This is a genomic window from Gluconobacter sp. P5E10, assembly GCF_018812145.1.
Taxonomy (GTDB): Bacteria; Pseudomonadota; Alphaproteobacteria; order Acetobacterales; family Acetobacteraceae; genus Gluconobacter; species Gluconobacter cerinus.
Window position 1 is genome coordinate 827357 of the sequence record NZ_JACRVZ010000001.1, and the last position, 25400, is coordinate 852756.

At 52.9% G+C, this 25400-nt stretch carries 21 protein-coding genes; 16 read left to right on the forward strand and 5 right to left on the reverse strand.

Annotated features, from left to right (window positions below; genetic code table 11):
* Positions 1 to 35: 35 nt before the first annotated feature.
* The 3 genes from KP707_RS03730 (at position 36) to KP707_RS03740 (ending at position 4485) form a co-directional block, all read left to right on the forward strand.
* Positions 36 to 2321, forward strand: a complete 2286-nt coding sequence (locus tag KP707_RS03730) for a TonB-dependent siderophore receptor (protein WP_215751542.1) — start codon at positions 36 to 38, stop codon at positions 2319 to 2321.
* A gap of 278 nt (positions 2322 to 2599) precedes the next feature.
* Positions 2600 to 2902: a hypothetical protein gene (locus tag KP707_RS03735; RefSeq protein WP_211502169.1), complete on the forward strand. Its 303-nt coding sequence runs from the start codon at positions 2600 to 2602 to the stop codon at positions 2900 to 2902.
* On the forward strand, positions 2899 to 4485 hold the full coding sequence (locus tag KP707_RS03740) for a PepSY-associated TM helix domain-containing protein (protein ID WP_211502170.1): 1587 nt from the start codon (positions 2899 to 2901) through the stop codon (positions 4483 to 4485). Before KP707_RS03735 ends, KP707_RS03740 begins: the two co-directional genes overlap by 4 nt.
* 13 nt (positions 4486 to 4498) lie before the next feature.
* Here KP707_RS03740 and KP707_RS03745 read toward each other — a convergent pair whose 3' ends face one another.
* Positions 4499 to 6763 (reverse strand): TonB-dependent receptor, encoded by a 2265-nt coding sequence (locus KP707_RS03745; protein WP_252348823.1) that lies wholly within the window; start codon positions 6761 to 6763, stop codon positions 4499 to 4501.
* A 30-nt stretch (positions 6764 to 6793) separates the two neighbouring features.
* Positions 6794 to 8170, reverse strand: a complete 1377-nt coding sequence (locus tag KP707_RS03750) for an Nramp family divalent metal transporter (protein WP_211502171.1) — start codon at positions 8168 to 8170, stop codon at positions 6794 to 6796.
* A gap of 161 nt (positions 8171 to 8331) precedes the next feature.
* Between KP707_RS03750 and mntR the strand changes: the two genes are divergently transcribed.
* On the forward strand, positions 8332 to 8820 hold the full coding sequence (gene mntR / locus KP707_RS03755; protein ID WP_086633942.1) for a manganese-binding transcriptional regulator MntR: 489 nt from the start codon (positions 8332 to 8334) through the stop codon (positions 8818 to 8820).
* 8 nt (positions 8821 to 8828) lie between these two features.
* Here mntR and KP707_RS03760 read toward each other — a convergent pair whose 3' ends face one another.
* Positions 8829 to 9122 (reverse strand): hypothetical protein, encoded by a 294-nt coding sequence (locus KP707_RS03760; RefSeq protein WP_046899513.1) that lies wholly within the window; start codon positions 9120 to 9122, stop codon positions 8829 to 8831.
* Between the two features lie 622 nt (positions 9123 to 9744).
* On the reverse strand, positions 9745 to 10563 hold the full coding sequence (locus KP707_RS03765) for a DeoR/GlpR family DNA-binding transcription regulator (RefSeq protein ID WP_211502172.1): 819 nt from the start codon (positions 10561 to 10563) through the stop codon (positions 9745 to 9747).
* Between the two features lie 268 nt (positions 10564 to 10831).
* Here KP707_RS03765 and KP707_RS03770 point away from each other — a divergent pair, with 268 nt between their 5' ends.
* From KP707_RS03770 to KP707_RS03795, 6 genes are all read left to right on the forward strand, one after another.
* A complete protein-coding gene (locus tag KP707_RS03770) occupies positions 10832 to 12424 on the forward strand; it encodes an FGGY-family carbohydrate kinase (protein ID WP_211506673.1) in 1593 nt (530 codons plus the stop codon).
* A complete protein-coding gene (locus KP707_RS17125; protein ID WP_211502174.1) occupies positions 12421 to 14130 on the forward strand; it encodes a glycerol-3-phosphate dehydrogenase/oxidase in 1710 nt (569 codons plus the stop codon). Before KP707_RS03770 ends, KP707_RS17125 begins: the two co-directional genes overlap by 4 nt.
* A 3-nt stretch (positions 14131 to 14133) precedes the next feature.
* A complete protein-coding gene (locus KP707_RS03780; RefSeq protein ID WP_086633938.1) occupies positions 14134 to 15117 on the forward strand; it encodes a hypothetical protein in 984 nt (327 codons plus the stop codon).
* A 208-nt stretch (positions 15118 to 15325) separates the two neighbouring features.
* A complete protein-coding gene (locus tag KP707_RS03785; protein WP_211502175.1) occupies positions 15326 to 16108 on the forward strand; it encodes a triose-phosphate isomerase in 783 nt (260 codons plus the stop codon).
* On the forward strand, positions 16105 to 16929 hold the full coding sequence (locus KP707_RS03790) for a DeoR/GlpR family DNA-binding transcription regulator (RefSeq protein ID WP_211502176.1): 825 nt from the start codon (positions 16105 to 16107) through the stop codon (positions 16927 to 16929). Before KP707_RS03785 ends, KP707_RS03790 begins: the two co-directional genes overlap by 4 nt.
* A 196-nt stretch (positions 16930 to 17125) precedes the next feature.
* Complete coding sequence (locus KP707_RS03795) at positions 17126 to 18064, forward strand: beta-propeller fold lactonase family protein (protein WP_211502177.1); 939 nt, start codon at positions 17126 to 17128, stop codon at positions 18062 to 18064.
* Between the two features lie 56 nt (positions 18065 to 18120).
* Here the strand turns inward: KP707_RS03795 and KP707_RS03800 are convergent, their stop codons facing one another.
* Positions 18121 to 20388 (reverse strand): TonB-dependent hemoglobin/transferrin/lactoferrin family receptor, encoded by a 2268-nt coding sequence (locus tag KP707_RS03800; protein WP_211502245.1) that lies wholly within the window; start codon positions 20386 to 20388, stop codon positions 18121 to 18123.
* A gap of 252 nt (positions 20389 to 20640) precedes the next feature.
* On the opposite strand from KP707_RS03800, the gene KP707_RS03805 reads away from it, so the two are divergent.
* From KP707_RS03805 to KP707_RS03830, 6 genes are all read left to right on the forward strand, one after another.
* Positions 20641 to 21264: a biliverdin-producing heme oxygenase gene (locus tag KP707_RS03805; protein WP_211500182.1), complete on the forward strand. Its 624-nt coding sequence runs from the start codon at positions 20641 to 20643 to the stop codon at positions 21262 to 21264.
* A 77-nt stretch (positions 21265 to 21341) separates the two neighbouring features.
* Positions 21342 to 22256, forward strand: coding sequence for a hemin ABC transporter substrate-binding protein (locus tag KP707_RS03810; RefSeq protein WP_086633934.1), 915 nt, complete (start codon positions 21342 to 21344; stop codon positions 22254 to 22256).
* 5 nt (positions 22257 to 22261) lie between these two features.
* Positions 22262 to 23281, forward strand: a complete 1020-nt coding sequence (locus tag KP707_RS03815) for an iron ABC transporter permease (protein ID WP_215751572.1) — start codon at positions 22262 to 22264, stop codon at positions 23279 to 23281.
* On the forward strand, positions 23278 to 24120 hold the full coding sequence (locus KP707_RS03820; protein ID WP_099210134.1) for a heme ABC transporter ATP-binding protein: 843 nt from the start codon (positions 23278 to 23280) through the stop codon (positions 24118 to 24120). The genes KP707_RS03815 and KP707_RS03820 overlap by 4 nt, the downstream gene beginning before the upstream one ends.
* A complete protein-coding gene (locus KP707_RS03825; protein WP_046899501.1) occupies positions 24105 to 24419 on the forward strand; it encodes an antibiotic biosynthesis monooxygenase in 315 nt (104 codons plus the stop codon). The genes KP707_RS03820 and KP707_RS03825 overlap by 16 nt, the downstream gene beginning before the upstream one ends.
* A 121-nt stretch (positions 24420 to 24540) precedes the next feature.
* Complete coding sequence (locus KP707_RS03830) at positions 24541 to 25326, forward strand: DeoR/GlpR family DNA-binding transcription regulator (protein WP_086633930.1); 786 nt, start codon at positions 24541 to 24543, stop codon at positions 25324 to 25326.
* Positions 25327 to 25400: the final 74 nt, after the last annotated feature.

A 25400-nucleotide genomic window follows, 5' to 3' on the forward strand; every position in this document is an offset into this window, starting at 1 on the left:
GGACTCCAGTTCCGATCCTCTCTCGGTGGGCCAGCATGTCTTCTTCTGTCGTCAAATATACTGTCTTTCCCGCTCTTGTGCTGGCAGGACTGACTTCCGCCGCTGCAGGTGCAGATACGTCTGTTGTTACGGATGAAGCTCAGTCCAGGGGCCAGAAACAACTTCAGAAGACCGGACAGCCGCAGGCGCCAAAGTCCAAAGCCGAAGTTATTGTTGTGACGGCGACTGGCATGTCCCACGCGTCTTCTGCGACAAAGACACGCACACCGATTATTGAATCGCCTCAGTCCATTTCCATCGTCAGCCGTGAAGAAATCGAACTGCGAGCATCTCCGTCAATTGCGGATGCGCTGGCCTATACTGCGGGTGTACAGGCTGAGCCATCCGGCATCGACAGTCGAGTGGATGAAGTGTCTGTCCGGGGGTTTGGTGCGGGTGGATTTTCATCCAATAATAACTTTGTCGATGGGTTGCGTCTGCCATCAGGCGGCCAGTGGACCAGAACGTCCTTTGATCCGTTCGCACTTCAGCAGATTGAGGTTCTGAAAGGGCCTTCCGGCGCCCTTTATGGTCAGACCGCACCAGGAGGCGTGGTTAATCTTGTGACGAAGCGTCCGACGGAAAAGAGCGAAGGCGAGTTCTTTCTACAGAGCAGCGGATTTACCAACCTGTCCAACTGGCAGGGGCAGGCCTCCGGGGATGTGTCTGGCCGACTGACGCATGATGGGGCTTTGACAGGCCGGATTGTCGGGCTTGCTCGATATGGTGACACTCAGGTCAATGAAGTACGGACTGGCCGCTACTACATCTCTCCAAGCCTGACCTGGAAAATTACACCCAAGACTGTCTGGACTTTACTTGCGCAGTATCAGCGGGATCAGGGTGGCTCCACATTCCAGTTCCTGCCAGCAACGGGCACGCTGTATGCATCCAAGGGTCGCCATATCGCGAATGATGCGAATATTGGTGAGCCGAACTGGGATACGTTTGACCGAAACCAGGCTTTGGCAGGCTCATTTTTGGAGCATAAATTCAACCGTTTCCTGACGGTCCGAAACAATACTCGCTACACGTATCTGAACACGCTTTACAGAGCGACAGTGCTTTCTGGCGATACGCTAGCCAAATATGCGGCGACAGTGGCTGGATGTATTGCAGGCGAAACGGTTAATCGGCGTGCTGTAGAAGGCCGGGGACAGTCTCAGGGTGTTACGACGGATACGCAACTTGAAGGTCATGTCCGTACAGGTCCCGTGCGGCATCTGCTCCTGGTTGGCACTGATTATTTCTATACGAACTGGCGCCATAGTCGCGATCTGGTGGCGTCTTCTTATGTTCTGCCGATCCTGAATATCTTTAATCCGAAAGCACGTGGGAGTGCTGGGTATTCAGATAATCTTAGCCCGCAGGTCTATACGGCAACCATCAGCAGCCAGAACGGAATTTATTTTCAGGATCAGTTGAAGTTCAACCGCCTTCGGGTCACGATTGGTGGACGTCAAGACTGGGCGCGCGATAACACGCTCAATGTCGTGACGAAATCTCGGTACATCACGAATTCCAATGCATTCACCTGGCGAGCAGGTGCCGTTTACATGTTTGATAACGGTCTCGTGCCCTATTTTAGTTATGCTCAGTCGTTTCAGCCACAAGTTTCTGATCCATCCACGTCATTGGGAGGGAAGGCTTTCAAGCCAACAACTGGCGATCAGTATGAAGGCGGTATTCGGTATCAGTACAGGAAGAGTATCTACGTCACTTTTGGTGGATACCAGATTACCCAGAATAACATGACGACTTATGATCCGAACGGCACACTCTGTGGCACATCAACGTGCCTGGTTCAGACAGGGCAGGGCCGGGTTCGTGGACTGGAACTTGAAGGCAAGGCAAACCTGCCGTGGGACATGTCGGTAATCTTTACCGGCACTCGCAGTGAAGCGAAGATTACTCGCTCCAATACGGCATCTCAGGTCGGCAATTATCTTGGACAGGCCCCAAAGTGGATGGCGTCTCTCTTCGTAGACCAGCGCATCCAGCATGGAACTTTTGCGGGTGTCGGTCTCGGCGGTGGTGTCCGTTATACAGGCACAAGCTACGGGGATACGGCAAATACACTACATATTCCGGATTATACGCTGTTCGATTTGTTCCTTCGGTATGATTTCGCAACGGCGCATCCGCGCTACAAAGGATTGTCCTTTTCGTTTAATGCCCGAAACATCGCCAATAAGCGTTTTGTCGCGACCTGCACAGCCGTGTCCGCCTGCTATTATGGGCAGGGTCGTAATCTGACTGCTCGTCTGGAATATCGTTGGTAATTTGAGTAAAACGTTATGATAACGATATGGACCGCGGGAATTCTAGGGGCAGGTGGTACGCTTATGCTCTATATGGCATCGCCCGCTCAACAATTGCGTAAGAAGCGTCCAGCATTTCGGCTCTGTATGATTTCCGGAAGCACGCTGCTCTGTGTGTCCTTGCTCATGCTGCTCGCAAGCGAAGGTAGTGGTACCGCAGTTTCCGAGTTTCTGACGCTTATCATGATTGTCTGGTCTCTGGTTCCTCTGGCTGCCGCGGTTTGGCGAAGGAGGATGTCATGACATCCACTCCCGTGATGCTAAGCAGTCGGAACTGGTTTCCCAAAGCGAGCGCCGGTCTTGTCCTTGGACTTACGCTTTCCTTTGCCCTGATGGGCATTCTGGGTCTGCTCGTGCATGTTGACGGGCAACCCAGGGCAGTTGGTTCACAGTTCCTGATGTGGCTCGTAGTTCCGGTCTGGACGGGGATTCTCGGGACCTGCTTTCTGTTTCGATCAGGCTGGCGTGCGTGGGCAATCCTTGGAGGAGCGAATGCTGTCTTCTGGGTTATTTATATGGGTGTGCGGAGTATGATGTCGTGAAAATCCGCGCTGATATTGTCCGCATGTATCGGGAAATCCATAGCTGGGTTGGAATTGTCTGTGGCCTCTTCCTGTTTGTAGCATTTTATGCCGGATCAGTAACGATGTTCGAGCGGCCTTTGCAGGATTGGGCCTCGGCACCAGTGGCTTTGCCGCCGCCAGTAACACTGGAGAAAATGCCAGCATTGCTGGAAAAGACATTTTCTGAGCATCCGGAAGCGCAACGTAATTATACGATTGTTTTGCATCCAACGCCTTCTCAGCCCGCGTCCTTGATTTGGGGAATGCCAGAGCGGATGCACGGCCCGTCTTTCGCCAATTTTTCAGCGTTGGCACCCGATGGCTCTTTGGTGACGGTGCGTCAGGAGCCTTCACAGGCCGCACATTTCATCAATATGCTTCATCAGCAGGTCGGGCTTTCCATGCCTCATGAGGCCGGGCGGCTCCTTATGGGCGTGGTCGCGTTGCTTTATGCGGTGGCCCTGATTTCAGGGACACTCATCGTTATTCCAGGGATTGTGAAAAACCTGTTTGCAATTCGCCTGGGTCAAAACGTCAAAAGAATGTGGCTCGACATGCATAGTATGCTGGGCCTGTTTTCTCTGCCTTTTCATATCATCATGGCGCTCACCTCAGTGGTGTTTGCATTTCATGATGAGATCTACATGGCGGAGCAGGCGCTCCTGATACAACACCCTCAGGCTCAGCATGGTGCAGCAGGTTCTGGGCATGGGCCACGCCCTCATGCAGCAACCACAGAGCTACGGAAGCCTCTCGACCCAGATCAGATTATTAAAACTGTTGCGACACAAGCGCCGGGGTTCATTCCCGATACTCTGGTTTATAGCAGCGCTCATGGTGGCCATTTGGCTCTCAGAATAACGGGACGAGACCCACGCTATGGCGCGCGTGGTGCGGGGGGAGGATTTGCAGGCGTCGATCCATATAGCGGCAGGCTCGTGTCGACGGAGTATATGCCCGGTCATCAGAGCTGGTCGCAGTCCGTGCTGACATCATTCTTCGTTCTGCATTTTGGCAGTTTTGGCGGAGAGAGTGTGCGGTGGGGATATGTGCTTCTCGGGCTCGGTGGCGCATTTATGTTCTATGCGGGGAACCAGCTCTGGGTGGTGTCGCGCAGGCGTCGTGAGCGCGGAACAGGACGTGTAGAGGATACAAAATCAACACGAATACTCTGTGCGTTGACGATCGGATGTTCGCTTGGGTGTGTAGCCGGTATATCAGCTGTGTTATGCGCGGCGCCTCTGCTGCCCGCGAGCAGTCAAACGGTCACTGTGCAGCTTGTTTATTTTGGGGTTTTTCTGCTGTGCAATGGGGTGGCGTTCTGGCTTAAGGAGCGGGAAGCTATTCGCATTTTACTGATATTTTCCGCAATCCTGACATGGATGATGCCGATTTCCGCACTTGTGGTTACACCATTATCACACATGCAGGATTCAGCTTGGGCAGTAGATGCATTTGCAATTCTTTATGGGGCCTTTTTGATGCTCTGGGCGGTGCGGCCCGAGGCCGGTCAGCCTGTGCTGCGTCGTAAAGGATTTCCCTCAGACCCTGAGCGGGCCTGAGGCTAGGGTGTTTTCAGAAATCGGACACGAGTGAGAAATAAGTGCCTCGTCGTTGTCCGTATTGCGCCTGATAAATGCCGACGCCGCTACCGTCTCGAAGTTGGTAGCGTTTGTCGAACAGATTTACGATGTCAGCGCGAACTTTCAGATCATGCCCCAGCGGGACGCGGGTGAAGGTGTACTGGTATCCGACGTTAAAAATGTCGTACTGGGGCTGTTTCTCAAGATTGGCAAAGCCACTCCGCAGGCCGTATCCATATAGGAAATCTATATAAGCCAGGTGATGCTTGCTGGAATAGGATGCGCCAGCGCTGGCGGTATACTGTCCCTGATGGTCTAACTGGATGGCATGTGCGCGAATGTAGCTCAATTCTTCCGGATCGAACTGGTATTCGGCGGAATTTATTTCCCGAGCTGCCGTTTTCACAAACGAGAAATTTCCAAATAGAGACCAGGGGCCGCGCCTCCAGGAACTTCCAAACTCTGCACCATAGACGTGACCTCGGCGATAGCTGAATGGCGCAAGGATAACAGCACGGCCAAATTGTCCAAGATCTGTAAGATTGTGTGCCCACTTGCTGTAGGCGTCGATTGTAATCTGTAATTCGGGGGTAATATGTTGGAGAATGCCAGCGTCCACGTAATTGGAAGTTTCAACTTTCGTGGGCGTATCTGTCAAATTGGCTGCGGCATTTGTGGTTCCTGCAAAACGCGCCAGTGTTGAGGGATAAACGTACTGCGGAGAAGGCGGTGCGAAGAACCTGGAGTAGCCGATGTGCAAGGTCGTGCTTCGGAACGGCTTCCACACCAGGTTGGCGCGCGGGCTGAGTTGTCCTTCATTTCCAAAAGACGATGCAAACCGATCGTAGCGAATACCATAATTGAAAGTGAGCTTGTGGGTAATGCGATATTCATCCTGAAGGTAAGCACCAGCTTCAACGGACCAGTTGCCCGTGTTGTCTATCAGCCGAAGAGGGGTAGACGACGTCTGTTGGCCATCGTCACCCACGGGGAATGCAAGAGAGTCAGTATCGAGGCGCTCGGAGGTGTATTGACCCAGAAGACCGGCCCGAAGGGTATGGTGCGGAGCGATATCATAAGACAAATCGAATTGTGCGCCGCCAGTTGTAAAGTCATTGACCTCGTGTTCAGCCACACCCTGAAAAATAAGGTCCCGAGCCGGGTCTGGCGTATAATCGATGCGCCCGTAACGAAAATAAGGTGAAAGCTGAAGGTTCAGTTTGTCAGCGCTGTGCTGGTATGAAACGACGGCGTAATAGTTTTGCTCGGTCTGGCTGTCATCCAGAAAGCGTGATTGTACAGAGGGGTGTGACCAGTCTGTTCCAGCAAGTTGATAAACCGGTTGCAGGCCGGTCGTGTTGGGAAGTTCAAAATCTGCGTAAGATGCACTTGTCAGGAGTGAGATACGGTCGGTGTCGTTCAGCTTCCATGAAAAATAACCAAACGCCTTTTCCTGCTGCGTTGTGTCATGCGTTGCGCGGAAAGAGGCGGTTGGGTTCTCGATACCAATATTATTTCGGTTCATGGACAGCGTCGTAAAATATTCAAAGCGCCCTTTCGAACCGCCCAATTGTAAAGATGGTGCAAAAGTGTTGTAGCTGCCGCCATAGAGTGAAAGCTGGTTATTTTTCAGGGTGGACCCGCTTTTTGTATGCACGTCCACAATGCCGGCCGTACGGAACCCGAATTGAGCGGGGAGGGTTCCCGTCAGCAGGTCAACCGATTGGATAATGCGTGTATCCAGTTCCTGACCAAAACCATTCAGGCCCTCGGGAAGCAGGACACCGTTGACCCGGTAAGTCAGGCCGCCATGTTCGCCTCGGACATGCACTTCTCCGTAGCTGTCCTGCACGACGCCAGGCATTCTGAGCATAATCTGGCTGAAAGAAGCATTCTGCCCCTGAGGCGTAGCCTGGATCTGTCGTTGATCGATGCCGTAGGAAACTGCGCCCAGGCCGGGGAAGATACGTCCGCGGGCCTGATCGAGGTGCCCCATGACAGTGACGTGTTCAGCAGGTTTGTCTTTGGTTTGAATAGCTCTCTTTTCAGATTTTTTGGAAATCTTCTTTTGGGGCTCGCTAGATGGCGCATTATCGGCAGCAAACACATCAGTTGCCAGGAGCCCTGTGAGGAGCGTGGTTCCTGCAATTACTATCCGAAAAGGTACAGTTGAAATTCTCGAGTTTTCAGAATGCTTTTTAATATAGCATTTGCTATATTTAGGGGTGAGTTTTGAGCGCAAAAATGCTGTTGCCATAGCTGGTTCTCAATTTTTCTAGGGTGTCGTTCAGCCGACCAGAGTGTCGTACAGAAGTTTAAAGTTCAGGATGAGAATAAGACCCGCGACGATCCATGATAGTGCGGTCATGAAGCGGTTGATTGTGAATTCGCCCATCTTGCGACGGTCAGACACAAACATCACAAGGGGAATGACTGCGAAAGGAAGCTGAAGGGACAGGATGACCTGACTGGCCATCAGCAGAGCGCCTACGCCATGGCTTCCGTAGAGCACAGTTACCACCGCGACGGGAATGATCGCCAGGCCGCGGGTCAGCAGTCGTCTTGCCCAATGCGGGATATGGAGGCGCAAGAAGCCTTCCATAATGATCTGGCCGGCCAGTGTTCCGGTGACGGTTGAGTTTGTGCCCGCAGCCAGCAGTGCCAGGGCGAAAAGCGTAGAGGCTATTCCGAGCCCAAGAATGGGGGAGAGAAGATGATAGGCATCTTCGATCTCGGCCACATTCTGGTGGCCTGTCTCATGAAAAGCTGCGGCTGCCACAATGAGGATCGCCGCGTTGATGAATAGCGCGAGCATGAGGGCAATTGTGCTGTCCCATGTTGCCCACCGAATGGCATCACGACGTCCAACGGGCGTTCGCTCATAGGCCCGCGTCTGTACAATAGACGAATGCAGATACAGGTTATGCGGCATGACCGTGGCACCGATAATGCCAATCGCAATGTAGAGCATTCCTGGCGTGGTCACGATTTCCGGCGTCGGAATAAGGCCCTTCAGGATTGCTGCAACGGGTGGTGTGGCCGCAACGAGCTGTACCCCAAAGCAAAGCGCAATGATTGAGAGAAGGCCGATGACAAAAGCTTCCAGATACCGGAAGCCGCGGCCCATCAGCAGAAGAACTATGAAGGCGTCCAGAATGGAGAGGAGCGCGCCACCCAAAAGAGGGAGGCCGAAGAGCAGTTGCAATGCAACGGCCGTTCCAATCACTTCAGCCAGATCACACGCGATAATCGCTAACTCGCATGCCAGCCAAAGCACTACGTTCAGTGCAGGGGGAAAATGGTCACGGCAGGCTTGTGCCAAATCCCGACCGGTGGCGATGCCAAGGCGTGCAGAGAGAGCTTGGAGAAGGATCGCCATCAGGTTGGAAAGCATGATGACGTAGAGCAGCGTGTAGCCGTACTGCGCGCCTCCTTGCAGATCCGTCGCCCAGTTTCCTGGGTCCATATATCCAACTGAGACCATGTATCCGGGCCCAACGAACGCGAGGAATCGCTTCAGCCACGTTGTTGACCCTTCAGGAACCCGAACGCTTGAAAACACCTCAGGCAGGCTTGGTCGTTCCGCATCGTCATGACGCGAAAAGCGCCAGGCTTTGCTGGGGGCGGACTTATGAGTGGGGGCATCGGAGCGTTGGTCGGACATCAGAATGTCATTCAAGCTTGGAACCGTAAAATATGCAATATGCTATATTCATGAACATTGTCTTATTTTTCTTCTGAAGAAGATCGCTCAGAGGCCTCTGGAATTAACAGGAAGAATGTTTTATTCGGTCGGGAATAATTGATTGAGCGGTTTTCTTGAGAATGGAACAGAAGAAGAAAAAGCAGAAATCCCTCGTGGACATGCAACTTCACTCAGAAGGGTTCAGGGCCAATCGAGCTGCCAGGCAGAAGGTGCTGGTAGAAGATTATGTCGAGCTGATTTCTGATCTTCTGGCTGAGGGGCAGGAAGCTCGCCAAGTCGATATTGCCGGTCGTCTTGGTGTGTCTCAGCCAACGGTGGCTAAGATGCTGGCTCGCCTGTCAACGGAAGGGCTGGTGACACAAAAGCCGTACCGGGGCGTTTTCCTGACGGATGCTGGCCAGCAGATGGCGCACAAGGCCCGTCATCGGCACGGAATTGTGGAGGCGTTTCTGTTGGCGTTGGGAATTAGCGAAGAAAATGCCCGGATCGATGCGGAGGGCATTGAACATTACGTTGGCCCGGAAACTCTCGCCGCTTTCGAAACTGCGCTTAAAAAAGGGCTAGCGCAGTTTTCGTCGACCAATACTGTCGATGCAAAATTACGCTGAGGCCGACATTACGTGAGATGACATTTTCCTTTGAAGCGACAAATAGAGCAAACCACAGTCGCAGAGGGATCATCGTTAAACAGACATCCTTTGGACCGTTCCATGGCATAGCCTTTGGGAGGGGGATTATTCTGGAAAGTGTCCACGATCTTACTCATCCAGAGCTTTAGTCGCTCAGGGACGTGGTCATGATTATCGAGCCACCATTCGACATCGCTTTCAGGGCGATCAATCTGGATGGCCAGATCTGCAGGTGTCCATCTCGTGACACTCAGGAAATCGTTTAACGTAATGCCGCACATTTCAGCATCTCCTGTGTCTCAAAGAAGCTCTCACGCCGTGATACGCGAAGCCTGCTTTTTTCGTCAATATATCGTTAATTTCGTTTTTTCAGAATGTGTTATTTTTTGAAACATCGTGCCAGAAATGGTTCTGATTGGCGGTAAAGCGCCATTCTATCCCAGATACCCATGGGTGGTAAGCTGTGTCGAGGGTTTCTGTCAGATAGTGCCTGCATCCGGGGTGCGTGACCGTCAGGTGCAGTGGAAACTTTATATTTCTGGCTTGAATTTATGTTCGCGGATTTGTGAAGATTAAGTCGGCGCCAGAGAACTTCCATTTTCTGAATGGAGGTAGAGGCGATGCAATACTCACTCCGATTCTCGTTGATTTCCGAGCATATGCGGTGCTTCACCGGGACGACACTGTCACAAGCTTTCGGCGGTGACGGTGTTAGCGATAGCGCGTCAGGGTGCAGTGTCTTATTAGAAGACTAGCGGAGCGCTAATGGGCCTGAGGCAGTGCGAGAAGCTCATAATGCACTGCCATCGTTTCAGTACCTTACTGAGCTACGGCATCTTTGCCGGAATTTTGTCTGCGCAGCTGCCTTGCTATTCTGGGCTCTGTACTGGCGCCGTTATGTTCCTAGCCACATGTTTCGACGTGAATTCCGTCTTGAATAAGTGCTTTGCGAATAGCGGGCTTCAATTGGGAGTCTGTCAGAACAACGTCGAAATCGCTGAGTGAGGCGAGGCGGTGCAGGCCGCCTTTTCTAAATTTTGTGCTGTCGACCAGTAGTACGGTCTGATCCGCAATTTGCATGAGTGCCTGTTTGACTTTCACAACGTCCTGATCGTTCTGAAACGCTGTTTCGTTGTGAATGATCGACGTGGAAAGAAACATCGTATTGGCGCGCAGCGACTTTGCTGCTTGCTCACAGACCAAACCAAAAAATGCGTTCCGAGGCTGGTTATAGTCGCCCCCCAGGCAAATCAGTTTCAGGTTGGGATAGGGGGCAAGCGCCTGAATGACGCCGACGGCATTCGTAATGATAGTCAGGGGAGCGAGAGCCGGAAGGAGCGGCAGCATCGCTGCGACCGTTGTAGAGTCGTCCAGAACAAGAATTTGCTCCGGCGTAATCATCGAAATGGCCCGCTGAATAATTGATTCCTTCAGGTCGGGCGCGCGTGATTTTCGGAAATTGACTGTTTTTTGAGTGACGACACGATTCTTGAGAACAATGCTGCCGTGCAGTTTGTCGATCAGACCCTGCGCTGCCAGTGCGTGAGCATCACGGTGAATTGTCATCCTGCTGACGTCAAAACGCTCAGACAGATTCTCAATTGTGGCACTTCCTGTTTCCAGAAGGACGTCGAGGATCTGTTGCTGACGGGCACTGTTATCCCGGCGTTTGCTGAGAAGGACGGCGGGAGAGGTAGCTGGAACGCCCGAACCATCAGTCATCTGTCAAAAAGATCCTTGTCACCGGGTAAGGCCAATTATGGCATCGCGACATCTACATACCAGCGCTGACCAAATTTGTAATGTTCTGATCGGCTCTGCGGTGTGCTTTTCACGGGATTAATCACACAAAGATTCTTGACGCTACGAAAGTGATATTTATCACATTGACGAAGGCATGATAACACTTATATCACCTAATAATAACATTTATGGTGTTATCAGTTGGGCGATTTGCTAAAGCTGATGGCGAGAATGTCCGGAGGGCGAAATGCGCCAGGATTTCACGATCGGGATCGATTGCGGTTCTACTACGACGAAGGCTGTCATCTTCTCGAAGACAGGTGGAATTGTGGGGACTGGCCGTCGTCGTGTTCCCCAGCATACGGATGAACCCCGCCACGTTGAGCGGGATATGCATGAGGCGTGGCAGGCTGTTGTAGAGGCAGTCCGGGAAGCTTTGGACGTTTCTGGACTGAGCGGTGAGGATATTGCTGGCGTTGGGGTCACTGCGCACGGCGATGGACTTTTCGTTCTTGACCGCTCAAGTCAACCATTGGGCCGTGGGATTATGTCGCTCGACAGTCGGGCTACAGAAATTCATGATGAGTGGAAGCGAGAAGGGCGACTGGAAAAGATCGTCCCTATCGCCGGGCAGCGTCCGTACCCTTACTCCGCAACAACTCTGCTGGCCTGGATGAAGCGCCATCAACCTGATCGTTATCAGGCCATTGGCACCGTCTTTTTTGCCAAAGACTGGATCCGGCTTTGTCTGACCGGGGAAATTGCGACAGATCTGACAGAGGCCAGCACATCTTTCACAGATCTCTACACGCAGGACTACAGCGACAGCATCCTTGAGGCGTTGGATCTGCGCGAAATCCGCGGTGCGCTTCCTAAAATGCTACTGTCCTGCGACCAGGGTGGAACGATCACGGCAGAAGCTGCTCGTGCGACCGGCCTACGCGAAGGAACGCCGGTTTCCGTCGGGCTGCATGATGTAACAGCCGCCGCCGTGGGGTCAGGCTACACGCGGCCGGGCGATCTTTCGATCACGGCGGGCACTTTTTCTATCAATGAAATTTTCCGCAGTCGCCCTGTCATAGGCGATGGCTGGTCCTGCCGGGCGGGTTATCGCCGTGGATTGTGGAATTGCATGGCCATCTCGCCTGCATCGTCCAGTAATCTGGAATGGCTCGCGCGCATGCTTCTTCCAGAGGAAAAAGAGGCAGCTCAGGTTCTCACTAAGGAAGTTGAGGCAAAGCTTGGGCGTTCTCGCGGCGAACGACCGATACCGCTGTATCATCCGTTTCTTTTTGGCTCGCCTTACGAAGCGCCAGCAAGTGCCTCTCTGTTCGGCGTGCAGTCCTGGCATGATCGAGCTGATCTGTTTCAGGCGATGATTGAGGGAACAATCTTCAACCATCGCGAGCATGTTGAGACCTTGCGTCAAACAGGGGATGTGCATCGCCTTGGTGTTTCGGGCGGCGGTAGCAGTCAGGCATCTATTGCGCAGATGTTTGCGGATATTCTCAACATGCCAGTCGAAATTTCCAGCGTTCGGGAGGCTGGAGCCCTGGGCGCGGCTCTGACGGCAAGTGTTGCTGTTGGGCTTTATGGAAATCTTGAGGAAGCTGTGGCTGCTCAGGAAATTCCTATGAATATCTATCAGCCGGGCCCCGCTCGCGCACGGATTTATGAAGGCATTTATCGCCGATACGTTGCATTGACGCTGGCGATGAAACCTTTTTGGTCCGGTCTGTACGAGGCCGGTAGCGAAGTCAGTAGCGCCCCGGAAACCCCGGTGGGGCCCGTCTTGAATTATGCGCTCTCAGCCGAAATCGCGAAGGAAATGCATTCGTGAAGACACTTTCAGCCGTGCCGGATAATGCCGAATTTGATGTCGTCATTATCGGGGCTGGCATTAATGGCGCTGGTCTGTTTCGTGAACTGGCTCTTCAGGGCGTGAAGACGCTTATTCTGGATCGCAGCGACATTTGTACAGGGGCATCCTGCGCACCATCCCGCTTGATCCATGGTGGTATCAAGTATCTGGAAACGGGCGAGTTCAAGCTTGTGGCGCAGTCGACGTTGGAGCGAAATCTGCTCCTGCGGAATGCCCCGCATTTCGTTCGGCCATTGCCGACTGTTCTGCCGATCCGCACATGGCTTGGAGGGATCGTCACATCATTTCGTCGCTTCCTGAACCTTGGCGGCAAAATGACGGATCGTGGCGCGCTGGTTTTGGAAGTCGGGCTTCAGATTTACGATTTCCTGGGGCGCCGCGCTCGCGTCATGCCAAGACATTCCCTTTCCCTCAGCCAGAAAACGCGCCGTGAATGGCCACATATGGCGAAGGATGTTGTGGCAACAGCACAGTATTACGATGCTGCGATCACGCAGCCTGAACGCCTCGGATATGAATGCGTGCAGGATGCGCTGGAAACGGCTCCCAACTGTGAGGCGGTAACCTATGTTGTCCCAGAGACTTTCCAAAGCGGACAACTCGTCCTGCGAGACGTGCTCACCGATGACGTGAGAACGGTAAAGGCGCGTGTTCTGGTTAATGCGGGCGGCGCGTGGATTGATCAGATCAATACGATCCTGGGTCATCCAACGAAATATATTGGCGGCACAAAAGGGTCTCATCTGCTGTTAAAGCATGATGACCTGCTCCGGGAACTGAAGGGCCGGATGGTCTATTTCGGGACACCGGATGGACGGATCTGTCTTGCATATCCGTTTTTTGGTCATGTCCTGGTTGGCTCTACCGATATCCGGATCGACGATCCAGACAAGGCTGTCTGTACGGACGAGGAGCAGGATTACATGCTGCGGATGCTGGCCGATCTGTTTCCCGGTTTCCATATCGGAAGCGAGCAGGTCACCTACCGTTATAGCGGCGTTCGTCCGCTACCAGCGACCAATGCTGCCGATCCTTCTGCGATCAGTCGTGATCACATCGTTCATGAAGACAAACTGGGTGCAACGCCTGTTTTGTCTCTCGTGGGTGGGAAATGGACGACTTTCCGTGGGTTGGGCGAAGAAGTCGCGGATCGTGTACTGGCGCTGCTGGGGCACCCACGAAGCACATCAACGCAGGAGTTAGCCATCGGCGGCGGCCGTGGCTTCCCGGATGCAGATCAGCACACAGCCTATCTGGACAGGTTTGCGAGTTCTTTTGGGCTGCCGCGCCCGCGTGCGTCCGTGCTGCTGGATCGGTACGGAACGCTGGCCAGAAAGATCGCGGGATTTTGTCAGGAGGCGGCAGATGCTCCTCTTCGGACACTCCCCTCCTACACACGTCGCGAACTTATGTTCATTGCTGAAAATGAACTGGTTCGCCGTCTGTCGGACGTTCTTTACCGCCGTACGACCATTGCACTCAGTGGCGCCATGACGCCAGCAGTCGTGCTGGAAGTTGCAAATATCATTGGAGGAACGCTGGGCTGGGATGAGCGGGAAGCCGCACGTCAGGCTCAGGACGCCTGGAGGGAAGGGCAGCAGCGCCACAACCTTCAGGGTGAGTTCCTTCTATCGGCTGAAACCCCGGAAATTCTGAAAGCTTGAGCCATGAACCGTTACGAAGAAAAAATTGCACGCATGCGCGCTGGCAAAGACACGCGTTATGATTTCATCCTTGCTGACGCCAAGGACTCAGATATGGCAGCCGGGATCAGCGCGATGGGTAATCGCCGCAATCCTAGGGCCGGACAGTCTCTGTTCCGGACGCGGCCGCAATATCTGTCAGAGATCCAGTCCATTATCCGTCAGGATATTGTGGACATCATGCTGACCTCGGTCTCCATTTTGGAAGATCTGCTGGAGCGTGATGCGTTTGACGGGACCAAAGTTCAGACGGCAATTCGTGCCAACGATACGACAGACCTCTGGCGTGGACGGGGTGGGCATTATCGCTCCCAGAAGTCTGTTCCGTTTCGCTCCGCGTCACTGGAGCGGGCGCAGACAAACCTTGGCCTCTATTCGATGACGTTTAACGGCGATGTTGACCAGGATACGCTGGCTCTGGAAGAGTTCGCTCGGTTCCGCGAAGAGGCTAAGATCAACGGGTTTTCTTATTTCCTCGAAGTCTTCAACCCAAATGAAGGGCATATCGCTCCTGAAGATTTCGGAGTGTTCCTGAACGATATGGTTACCCGTGCGCTTGCGGGTCTTCGCAAGGAAGAGAAGCCTGTCTTCCTGAAGGTGCCGTTTAATGGCAGCGAGGCGTTTGCGGAACTGTGCGAGTACGACCCAAGCGTTATCGTGGGAATTATGGGCGGTGGAAGCGGCACGACGCGTGACTGTCTGGAACTGATTCATCAAGCCCAGAACAGTGGTGCCAGAGCTGCACTGTTTGGCCGCAAGATTGTGGATGCAGCGGACCCGCTCTTGCTGATTGAAGCGATGCGTCGCGTCACGGATGGAGACCTCTCTCCTAACGAAGCTACGCATTTCTATCATGATGGGCTTGCCCGCAAGGGCATTGCCACCCTGCGCCCAGCGGATGCTGATAGTCAGGTGACGGAAAGCGTTCTGCTGGAGCGGGCAGCTTAAAAAAACTCGCAGAGGCAATAAAGTTCCTGTTTTCAGCATCTTCGTACCTGCCTTCAGATCTTTGCTGGAGAGCAGGTACGGAGAGTTGAATTGAAAATATCACTCCCTTCGGAACTTCATGTCTTTGGAGTGTTATGATTTAACGCTAAACATGGCTTGGGTTTAGCGATCAAGATTCGATGGTCGCTGCCTTCTTGTCGGGAGATGAATGGTGACTCGCAAAACGGTCTGGATCGGTACGAACTGGAAGATGAACAAGGGACCTGCCGAGGCCTTGGCTGCTGCAGAAGCGCTTAAGGCATATCGAGCGCCGGATGGCGTGAAGCCGTTCATCATCACACCATTTACGTCCTTGCAGGCTGTTGCGAACGTTCTGAAAGGTGCGGACGTGCTTGTCGGCGCACAGAATATGCACTGGGAAGAGAGCGGCTCCTGGACGGGTGAAATTTCCCCCGGCATGGTGAAAGAGTGCGGTGCGGATATCGTACTGATCGGCCATTCGGAGCGTCGGCAGCATTTTGCGGAAACAGACTGGACTGTCAGTCGCAAGATGTCCGCCGCCCTTCGTCATGGCTTGCGTCCTTTGCTTTGCATTGGCGAGAGCCTCGAAGAGTATGATTTTGGCGTTACGGCAGAGACACTCTCCCGTCAGCTCAAAATCGCGCTGCATGACGTGGCGCATGCAGACCTTCCAAATATTCTGATTGCTTACGAACCGGTCTGGGCCATCGGTGCAGGCGGGCGCGCCGCCGACACCGACTGTGTTGCAAAAGTCCATGCTGGATTGCGGGCTGTTCTGTGTGAGATAGCCGGCAAGGATATCGGCGATCGCGTACCGCTGCTCTATGGCGGAAGTGTTACGCAGGATAATGCCCGCAGCTACGTGAGCCAGCCAAATGTGGATGGCGTATTTGTAGGGCGCGCAGGCTGGTCCGTTCCAGACTTCGAGAAGCTGATTGATCGTGTGATCGAGGAAAGAGCACCTGCATGATGCCCGATATCCTTCATGGAAGCCGTGCTTTGTCCGCACGGCGTCAAGCTGTTCTGGATTACGTTACGGCGCATGGCTGTGTTCTGATCCAGGATCTGCTTGTTCAGTTCACCATGACCCGTGCAGCCATGAACCGTGACCTGCACGCGCTTGCGACACAGGGCCTGATCCGTAAAGTTGGTGAAAGCGTTACGACGCTTTCGAATGCTGTAGCAGCAAGCAGCATCATGCTTCGTGCTCGACAGGCTGTGCAGGAAAAGCTTGGTATTACAGCGATTGCTGCTGGCTTAATCGAAGAAGGCGATACGATTGCCTTGGATGACTCCACAACATCGCGCTTTCTATCCGAACGCCTGACAGCAATCGGTCAGCTTACAGTTGTGACGAACAGTCTGGGAATCAGTACGAAAATCGGACGGTCTCGTGACATCAGCCTGATTGCACTGGGTGGGCGTTACAATCCAACATTCGATGCATTCCTCGGCGTTTTATGTGAACGCAGCGTTACGTCGCTTCGGATCAACACATTATTCATGTCTACCTCCGCTATTCACGGTCTTTCTGCCTATCATCAGGACGAAGATCTGATCAAAGCCAAGAGTGCGCTCATGAACATGGCTGATCGCCGCGTTTTAATGGTGGATAGCCGTAAATTTGGAATTAGCGCGCTAAATCATCTGGCAAACCTGACGGATTTTGATGCCGTTATTACGGACTCAGGCCTCTCTGGAGAGATCGCTGACAGAATGATGGGGGCAGGTGTCAAATTGCATATCGCAGACATTCCGTCTGCTGAAATCCCCATGGCAATGATGGCATAAGACTTTTTTCTGCGTTCAGAAGAATTATCGGCTGTGAGTTATTTCTGACGCGTTTTTTACAAAACACTTGGTCTGGGCTTTTATTAGGGCTGGCATTTTTGTGACAGCATCCTGACCAGACCATTCAAAACTAAATACCTCTTATATTGTTTTATATCGGGAGTAACCTGACACAAATAAGAGCAAGGACAGTCCTATGACCCTTAGTCATTGCAGCGGGCTAATTGTTGTGGACAAGAAGGGGGCACAGCTTCTTTTCCTGCATCCAACAACGCTTGAAGTGCTGGATCATATTGGGGGGATGCCAAGTCTCCCGCATGAGCTGGCTATAGATGAGACGCGCGGGATTGCATTTGTTCCAGCGTATGGGAATGGTTTTCACGGCAACAATCCCATACCAAACCATTTTGTTTCCGTTATAGATCTGTATGCCAGAACAAAAATTTCAGACATTGATCTGACACCCCTTGAGTCACCGCATACATTACGGTTTGGGCCGGACGGGTTGCTGTATGTTTGCTGTGAGAACAGTTCTGCTGTGGCAGTGATTGATCCGGAGACGAAAAGAGTTATCCATATCCTGCAGGCATTTTCTCGCAATGCACACAGGCTTACCATCCTTCCGCAGCGTAAGCTGATTGTTACCGAAAACGAAGAAGATGCGACGCTGACCGTTCTTCGTATTGGTGATGACAGCGTCAGGCGCACGATCGTTCTGCCCGCGCCCTCTGCTGGCATCGATCATCTGCCGGATGAAAAATTCCTGGTGGTCAGTAATGCGCTCAAACCAACTTTATTTCTTATGGATGTGGATGCGGGAGAGCTGCGTCAGGAAGTTGAACTGAAGCATCATCATAAAAGTGCGCAGGTTGTGCGCCTTAGTCCCGATGGAAAATGGCTTCTGGTTATCGGAGATTTTGAGCCGACTGTGACATTGATCAGTCTGCCACAGTGGGACCAGTACCCCGTTCCGGTTGGGCAGAAGCCAATGGACGCTGCTTTCCGTCCAGATGGAACAACTGTGCTTGTGGCAAATGAAGATGATGGAACGTTAACTGAGATCCAGCTTTCCAGTCGTAAGGTACTGCGAACAGTGAAAGCTGGGGTTGGGTGCGAGACCCTTGGTTTTTTTTGAAGCACCGTGACGTGTTCTGGCGTGGGTCACGGTGCTTCAGAACTGGTTACTGACGTTTAGAAATTGATAAGCGTCGTGACTTTGAAGCTACGGCCAGGCTGTGTGTAATAGGACTTGGGGACACTGATGCTGTCAGGCACATCCAGTGCATTATAATAACGCTTGTTGAACATATTATACATGCCTGCCTGAACACGGAGGTTCGGGAAGAATTTCGGCGAGTACCAACCCGTCAAATCGAAGAGTGCATAGCCCGGTGTCTTATTTACATTAGACGCCATGTTCTGCACCTTGTTGCGCGCCGCCGCGAATGTTGTGGAGAAATTCGCGCCCCAGTGCTCTCGGTTATAGGCAACCCCAACAATTCCCCGGAATGGTGCAACGGAGTTCAGGTGCACATGTTCATCGGTATCCTGACCATCAGAATAGGCAAGGGACGTCCATACCTGCCAGTAATTGGCGAAAGTCCAATTAGCGCGTGCTTCTACACCGTAGATACGAACATGCTGGCGATTAACGTATTCGAAAACACCAAACGGGTAATATCCGCCGATGCCGGCTGCTGCCGCTGTTGTTGTGATCGTATCGATGAAATTATGATAGTAATTATCGAAGAACGAAACTGTGGCACCGCGTTTAGAATCCCCATATCGCGCGCCAACCTCCCAGCCACGACTGGTTTCCGGTTTGAGGTTCTGGTTTCCGATTGAGACGTAGCTGCCTGTACCACCATAGGTCAGATACATTTCTGTCGCAGACGGAGCACGGAAGGCCTGGGAGTATTGTCCGTAAAGTGTCAGGTTTTTCAGGATCCGAGCTTCGACCAGAACCTTCGGGGAATAATGCGAGCCACTGGCTCCGTTTGGTGTGCCTTCATACGCTGCATTTTTGGTGTAGCTGGGCGTATCCTGCGGGCTACGTCTGTAGTGATCGAAGCGGAAGCCTGGTGTGACGTGCAGCCATTCCATTTTCCCGAAACCAATACGATCCTGAACAATTGCCCCGAGGTCAGTTCCGTGAACGTCGGGCATATCAGACTGGTTTACATGCAAGAAGCTGCACGCATAGACCTGTGCCGTACAATTATCGAGACCAGCAGCATACTGGCTTGTGTCTGTGATGTAGGCTTCTCCGCCAAGGGTAATCACATGATGAAATGGGCCGGTGAAAACATTGGACGTGATTGAGCCCGTCGTTCCATAGGACTGGACAGCGAGATTACTGTCCCGATCATATTCGCCAATGGGCGATGTCAGACGATTGGCGGCTGTATCTGTGATTGAGTTGACCTTCTGCCAATAAGCAATGAGATGCGCTTCGCTGATAAAGGCTGTCGGTTTTTCCGATTTATAATCGTAGCTTCCGGAAACGCGCGTGCGCTTGCTTTCTTCGAGTGTGTGATAGCGGCTGTATGTTGAGCTAATACTGCTCAGGGTATTTTCGTTATAATTTCGATCAAATACTTCACCGGTCAAGCCAAAGCGATGCCCGCCTTCCACGTATTGGTGAATTTTACCCAGGAAGTTTCCTTGCGTGTAGGAAGCGGGATCTTTGTCTGATCGCGTGGACCCAACGCCGCCTGTGCCGCCCATATTTCCGGTTTGGCTGCCAGTCTGGTAGCCGCCCTGAACTAAAATCATTGTATTATGGTAACGTCCAGCAAGGGCCTGATTGAGATATCCACTCTCGCTAGACCCATCATATGTCAGTTTGGTCAGGCCGCCGTAGGCTTTGTTGCCTGTCAGAAGGTCTTCCGGGTCCAGTGTCTTGAGTGAAACAACACCGCCGAGCGCACCTGTTCCGAAAAAGCCAGAGTTCGCGTTTTTGACGATGTCGATCGAGCCAAGAGAATTGAAATCATAGGACGAAACACCTCCACTGACACCACGTGCGCCGTCATTCGCCCAGATTGTTCGAATGCCGTCTATGGTGGTGAGAATGCGGTTTTGATCCAGCCCACGCATATTAATGCTGAGATTGTTATTGTTGTAATTCACTCCCGCGTCCACGCGACGAGCATAGTCCGAAATGCTGTCAATCATGCGGGATTGAAGGGTTTTCAGCGTGGTCGTTGTAGTCATGACACGCGGCTTTCCGACGGCACTATAGTCCGCATCCGGATCAACCTTCATGGAATCAATGATGTCTGCAGCAGCCTGCCCTCGAACATGGAGGGGTTTGAGCTGAACTGTAGGGGCTGCCCCAGTATGTGCTGGAATACCATCTGTTTTTGCATCAGTGACTTTCTCAGAGTCTTTGCTCGTTTGGGCTTGAGCAGATGATAAAGCTGCAAAAATGCAGACGAGCGCAGACGTTGCCAGCATGGACTGTCGCAGAAAACGTGTTGGACGAGCGCTTTGCCTGCTCATGGAAACTTACACCTTTAAATGAGAATTGTTCGCATCTAATGGCGGTGGAATTTCATGGCGTCAATCTAAATGATAGTGATTCTCATTTTCATTGAAGCGGGGGGATGAATATGCCACACAGAGCCCGCGTCGACTCTTTCCTGTGGGGAAGGGAGCCAACGGTTCAGGTATTCATCTAAGCTGAGATTAAAAGGAGAAATGGCGGATATGAGCGCGTTTTTCACCGACAATACGCTTTCCTTGGCGCTACGGGAAAAGACAAAATCCATTCATGACCGGACCGATCACAAGATCATGTCCATGGGAATTTTTTCCAGTCTGGACGGGTATCGGATCTTTCTTCTGTCTCAGTATATCTTCCTGAGAGATATGACAAATATTTACGAAAACGAAATGTTACGAAATCTTCTTCCCGATCTTGAGACACGCAACCGGTTTCCCTGGGTGGAAGCTGACATGCGTGATCTGGGTCTGGCAGCCCCAATGGCGCATCGTGGGAACGTGATTCCGTTCAACCCTTCGGTTGCCGTAGGTTGGCTATACGTTGCTGAAGGATCGAAGCTGGGCGCGAATATCCTGTCCAAGATGGCAATGTCTCTTGGGCTGACAGAAAGTTTCGGGGCGCGGCACCTGGCTCCTGCACCGGAAGGTCGGGGCCTGTCGTGGAAAACGTTTAAGGCGGCGATTGATAGCGCTGATCTGGATCGGGCAATTTGTGTTTCGGCTGCTGAGGAGGCTTTCGCCCGCTTCTCCAGCTGTCTGGATCAGATGGCCGCTTTGAACTCGGAGGAGATTTTCTCCGCCAGTCAGAATGAAAGAGTTAGTCTTTAAATGAGAATGACTTTTGATTGCATGATATCGTATTTTTTCGGCGGCGAATGTCTGCCGATACGAGAAGGGCAGGGGCGATGAATAAATCAGGATTGGAACGCCGCAATTTTCTTGCATTGGTTTGTGCCAGTGCTTTGACGCCATCCTGCCTGCATGCAGCAACCCGGACGGTGACGGACAGTCGCGGTCGTCAGGTTGTTCTGGGAGCCGCTTCCAGAATTGCCTGCATTGGGGGAACAATCACCGAGACGCTTTATCGTCTTGGTGCAGCCGATCAAATTGTCGCCGTTGATACGACTTCGACCTGGCCGGAAGCCGCACTGAAAGATAAAAAATCTCTGGGCTATATGCGGGCCATCTCCTCGGAAGGGGTTTTATCCGTCAAGCCGGATCTCATTCTTGCGATGGACGCAGCAGGCCCAGCCGATGCCATGTCTCAGTTGGTGGCGTCAGATATTCCCATTGTGTTCGTAGATTCAACGCCTTCGCCCGACGCTATTATTGGCCGGACGCAGTTTCTGGCAAAAGTTGTGAACCGTGAGCAGGCAGGCACGCAGCTTGCTCAGGATATTCAGCAGAAGTTTTCTGCTCTTAAAAACTGGCGCGACACACATGCTGCGTCACCGCGCGTCCTGTTTGTTATGCGCATGACGAATAACCGTCCGCTAGCGGCGGGGCGGGGCACGGCTGCCGATGCCGTTATCCGGCTTGCAGGAGGCGTCAATGTTGGGGCGGATCTGCAGGGCTACAAGCTTCTGAACACGGAATCCCTTGTAACCCTGAAGCCCGATATCATTCTCACTATGAACCAAGGGGGCGAGGATATCCGCAAAGCTCTCTTGAGCGATCCCGGATTTAGTTTGACGCCAGCGGGGCAAAAAAAAGCCATTGTAGAAATGGAAGGGGAGCGCCTTCTGGGATTTGGTCCGAGAACGCCCGAAGCTGCGCTGGATCTGGCACGACTGATGGCGAAAGCGGAGCATCCTGCGTGAGGGCAATGCGCGTGCATGCGGGCTGGATCTTACTATCGCTTCTGCCGCTGCTAAATCTTGTCATGCTGGTCGCAGTCGAGGTTGGTGCAAGCGGGGCAGGCATTGGTACGCTCCTGCATGCACCTGACGTTGCGACCAGAAATCTGGCCTGGATGGTGATCGCGCATATTCGTGCGCCACGTGTCGTGCTCGCCGCGATGGCAGGTGCAGCTTTGGGGGCTGCGGGTGCAACGATGCAGGGGCTTTTTCGAAATCCATTGGCTGATCCGGGGTTGATTGGTGTATCTTCCGGGGCCGCTCTGGCTGCTTCGTGCGTCATCGTACTGGGCGTCGATATGGCTCAGTCAGGGTTTCTAAACGGTTGGGCCGTGCCTTTGGCTGGAATGCTGGGCAGCTTTCTCGTCACACTCCTTCTTTACGTCTTTGCGACCCGCGCTGGCATCACCTCTGTCACGACTGTTCTGTTGGCTGGTGTCGCATTCGGAGCCTTTTCTGGTGCATTGACTGGCATTCTCATTTTTCGGGCCAATGATACGGCTCTGCGGGATCTGACGTTCTGGACTCTCGGGAGTTTTTCTGGAGCAAATTGGGAACGTATTGGCCTGCTCTCGCCATTTCTTGTCCTTGCAGGCGTGATTGCGACACGTCTCGCTGTTCCTCTGAACGCCATGCTTCTTGGTGAAGCGGATGCTGCTTTGATGGGGTATCCTGTCGAGCGGACAAAACGGCTGGCAATGCTGGGGGTGGCTGCGTCCGTTGGGCCGGTAGTCGCGTTTGTGGGCGCCATTGGGTTTGTTGGCGTTGTGGTTCCTCACCTTGTGAGGTTGGTAACCGGTCCAGACCACCGTCTGGTTCTGCCTGGGAGCGCTCTTCTTGGGGCTATTCTTCTCACTGCGGCTGATACGATTGCCAGACTGGTTGCGGCTCCCGCGGAACTGCCTGTTGGCATAATTACCGCAGCACTCGGGACCCCGGTTTTTGTCTGGCTCTTGAGTCGCATTCATGGAGCGGACATTCCATCATGACACTGGAAATTCAGAACGCCTCAGCCAGAGCGGGTGGTCGTGAGATTGTTCACAATCTTGATCTGGCGCTCGCGGCCGGAGAAATCGTTGCTGTTGTAGGGCCTAACGGCGCGGGCAAAAGTACGCTCCTGAAGCTTGCATGCGGCTTGATGCCGCTGCATGGCGGTGAGATCCGCTTTGATGGCTCAAAAATTGGATCGCTTTCTGCGGGCGAACTTTCTCGCCGCCGGGCACTCTTGCCCCAGGAGTGTCCGATGCGCGCGCGCTTCACGGCGCTGGAACTGGTTCTTATGGGGACAGCTATTTCGGGGCAGGGCCGCCCGATGGCTGAGCGTGTCGCGATTGCACAGGACACGCTGGATCGCGTCGGGCTGTCATCGTTCATGGAACGCGACATTATGACGCTATCCGGCGGAGAAAGGCAGCGCGTTCACCTTGCGCGAGTGCTGGCACAGCTTGAGGCCGCAGCGCGGAACGGCGCGCCCGGCTGTCTGTTGCTGGATGAACCTTTGTCCGCACAGGATATGGCACGGCAGCGCCTCATTCTTCAGATTGCAAAGATGCATGCGGCGCATGGTGGAAGCGTGTTGCTGGTTCTTCATGATCTGAACTGGGCTGCAGCCTGTGCCGATCGTATCGTCGTTATGCATCAGGGGCGGATACAGTCACACGGTCTCCCCCGTGACATCCTGACTTCTGAACTCCTCCACGACGTTTTTGGGATTCCTGATGGCTGCATTCATCAACATTGCAGCACGGGGCGTCCGTTCGTTGTTCCGCATGATCTCGTCATGCCGGAAGATATCAACAAGAGAGAGACACCATGTATATTGCAATGAACCGTTTCAAAGTACGACCTGATAGCGAAGATGCTTTTCGGCAGCGCTGGCTGGAGCGGGAAGTCCTGCTAAAGACCGTTCCAGGATTTGTCAGTTTTCAATTCCTGCAGGGGCCCGCCAAAGAAGATCATGTTCTTTATGCGTCTCATACGGTCTGGGAATCTTATGAGGCCTTTGTTGGTTGGACACAGTCTGAGCAGTTCCGTGCTGCTCATGCTGGCGCCGGACAAGGCAAAGTGCTGACCGTGGGACCGCCAGTCTTTGAAGGCTTCAAGGTTCTTCAGAATATCGAAATCTGAAATGTCTTTAATGGTGGGGTGATTAAAAAGCGTCACGGGTTCTGTCGCTGACAAAGTTCGTGATTGCGCGTTTTTGTTCGTGTTGTCACACTGTCCTGGAAATCATTTCAGGTCAGTGTGCATGAGCAACCCCACTATCAGGATCAACCCTCGGCAGGAACAGATCATCCGACTGGTTCGCAGTCAGGGCTATGTGTCGAACGAAGACATGGCACAGCAGTTCGATGTGGCGGTTCAAACCATTCGGCGGGACATTGGGTTTCTGGCAGAGCAGGGGCTTCTGACCCGACATCACGGTGGAGCGACACCGAACTCCACCATTGAAAATATCGCCTACAATGAAAGGCAGATTCTGAACCTGAAGGCCAAGGATGCGATCGGCCATTGCGCGGCGTCTCTTATTCCTGACCGTTCGTCCCTGTTTATTAATATTGGTACGACAACCGAGGCTTTTGCCCGGTCTCTGGGTGGACATCGTGACCTGCGGGTCGTGACTAACAACCTCCATGTCGCGTCTCTTATTTCCGGAAGACCTGATTTTAGAACCGTGATCGCGGCGGGAGAGCTTCGGCCCAAAGATGGTGCAATTCTGGGTGCTGCTGCGATTGAGACCCTGGATTCTTTTCGGACAGAGTTCGGCGTCATCGGTATCAGCGGTATCGCAGATGACGGGACATTGCTGGATTTCGACCTGAATGAAATTCAGTGTGCCCGTACGATTATCCGAAATTCTCGCCGTGTTCTGCTGCTGGCAGATCATACAAAATTCAGTCGGCAGCCCATGGGGCGCGTGGGTGGACTGGCAGATATTGACGATCTGATTACCGATCGCCCCGTCTCGGACGCATTTCAGGCGCTGCTGGAAGCGGCAAATGTGACGCTACATATCGCTCAAACATCACAGTAGTGCGCGAAAAAAAGAACACTAATCTGTTATAAATCGAAGATCCCTCTTTACTTTATCGTTCAATATGCGCGAAA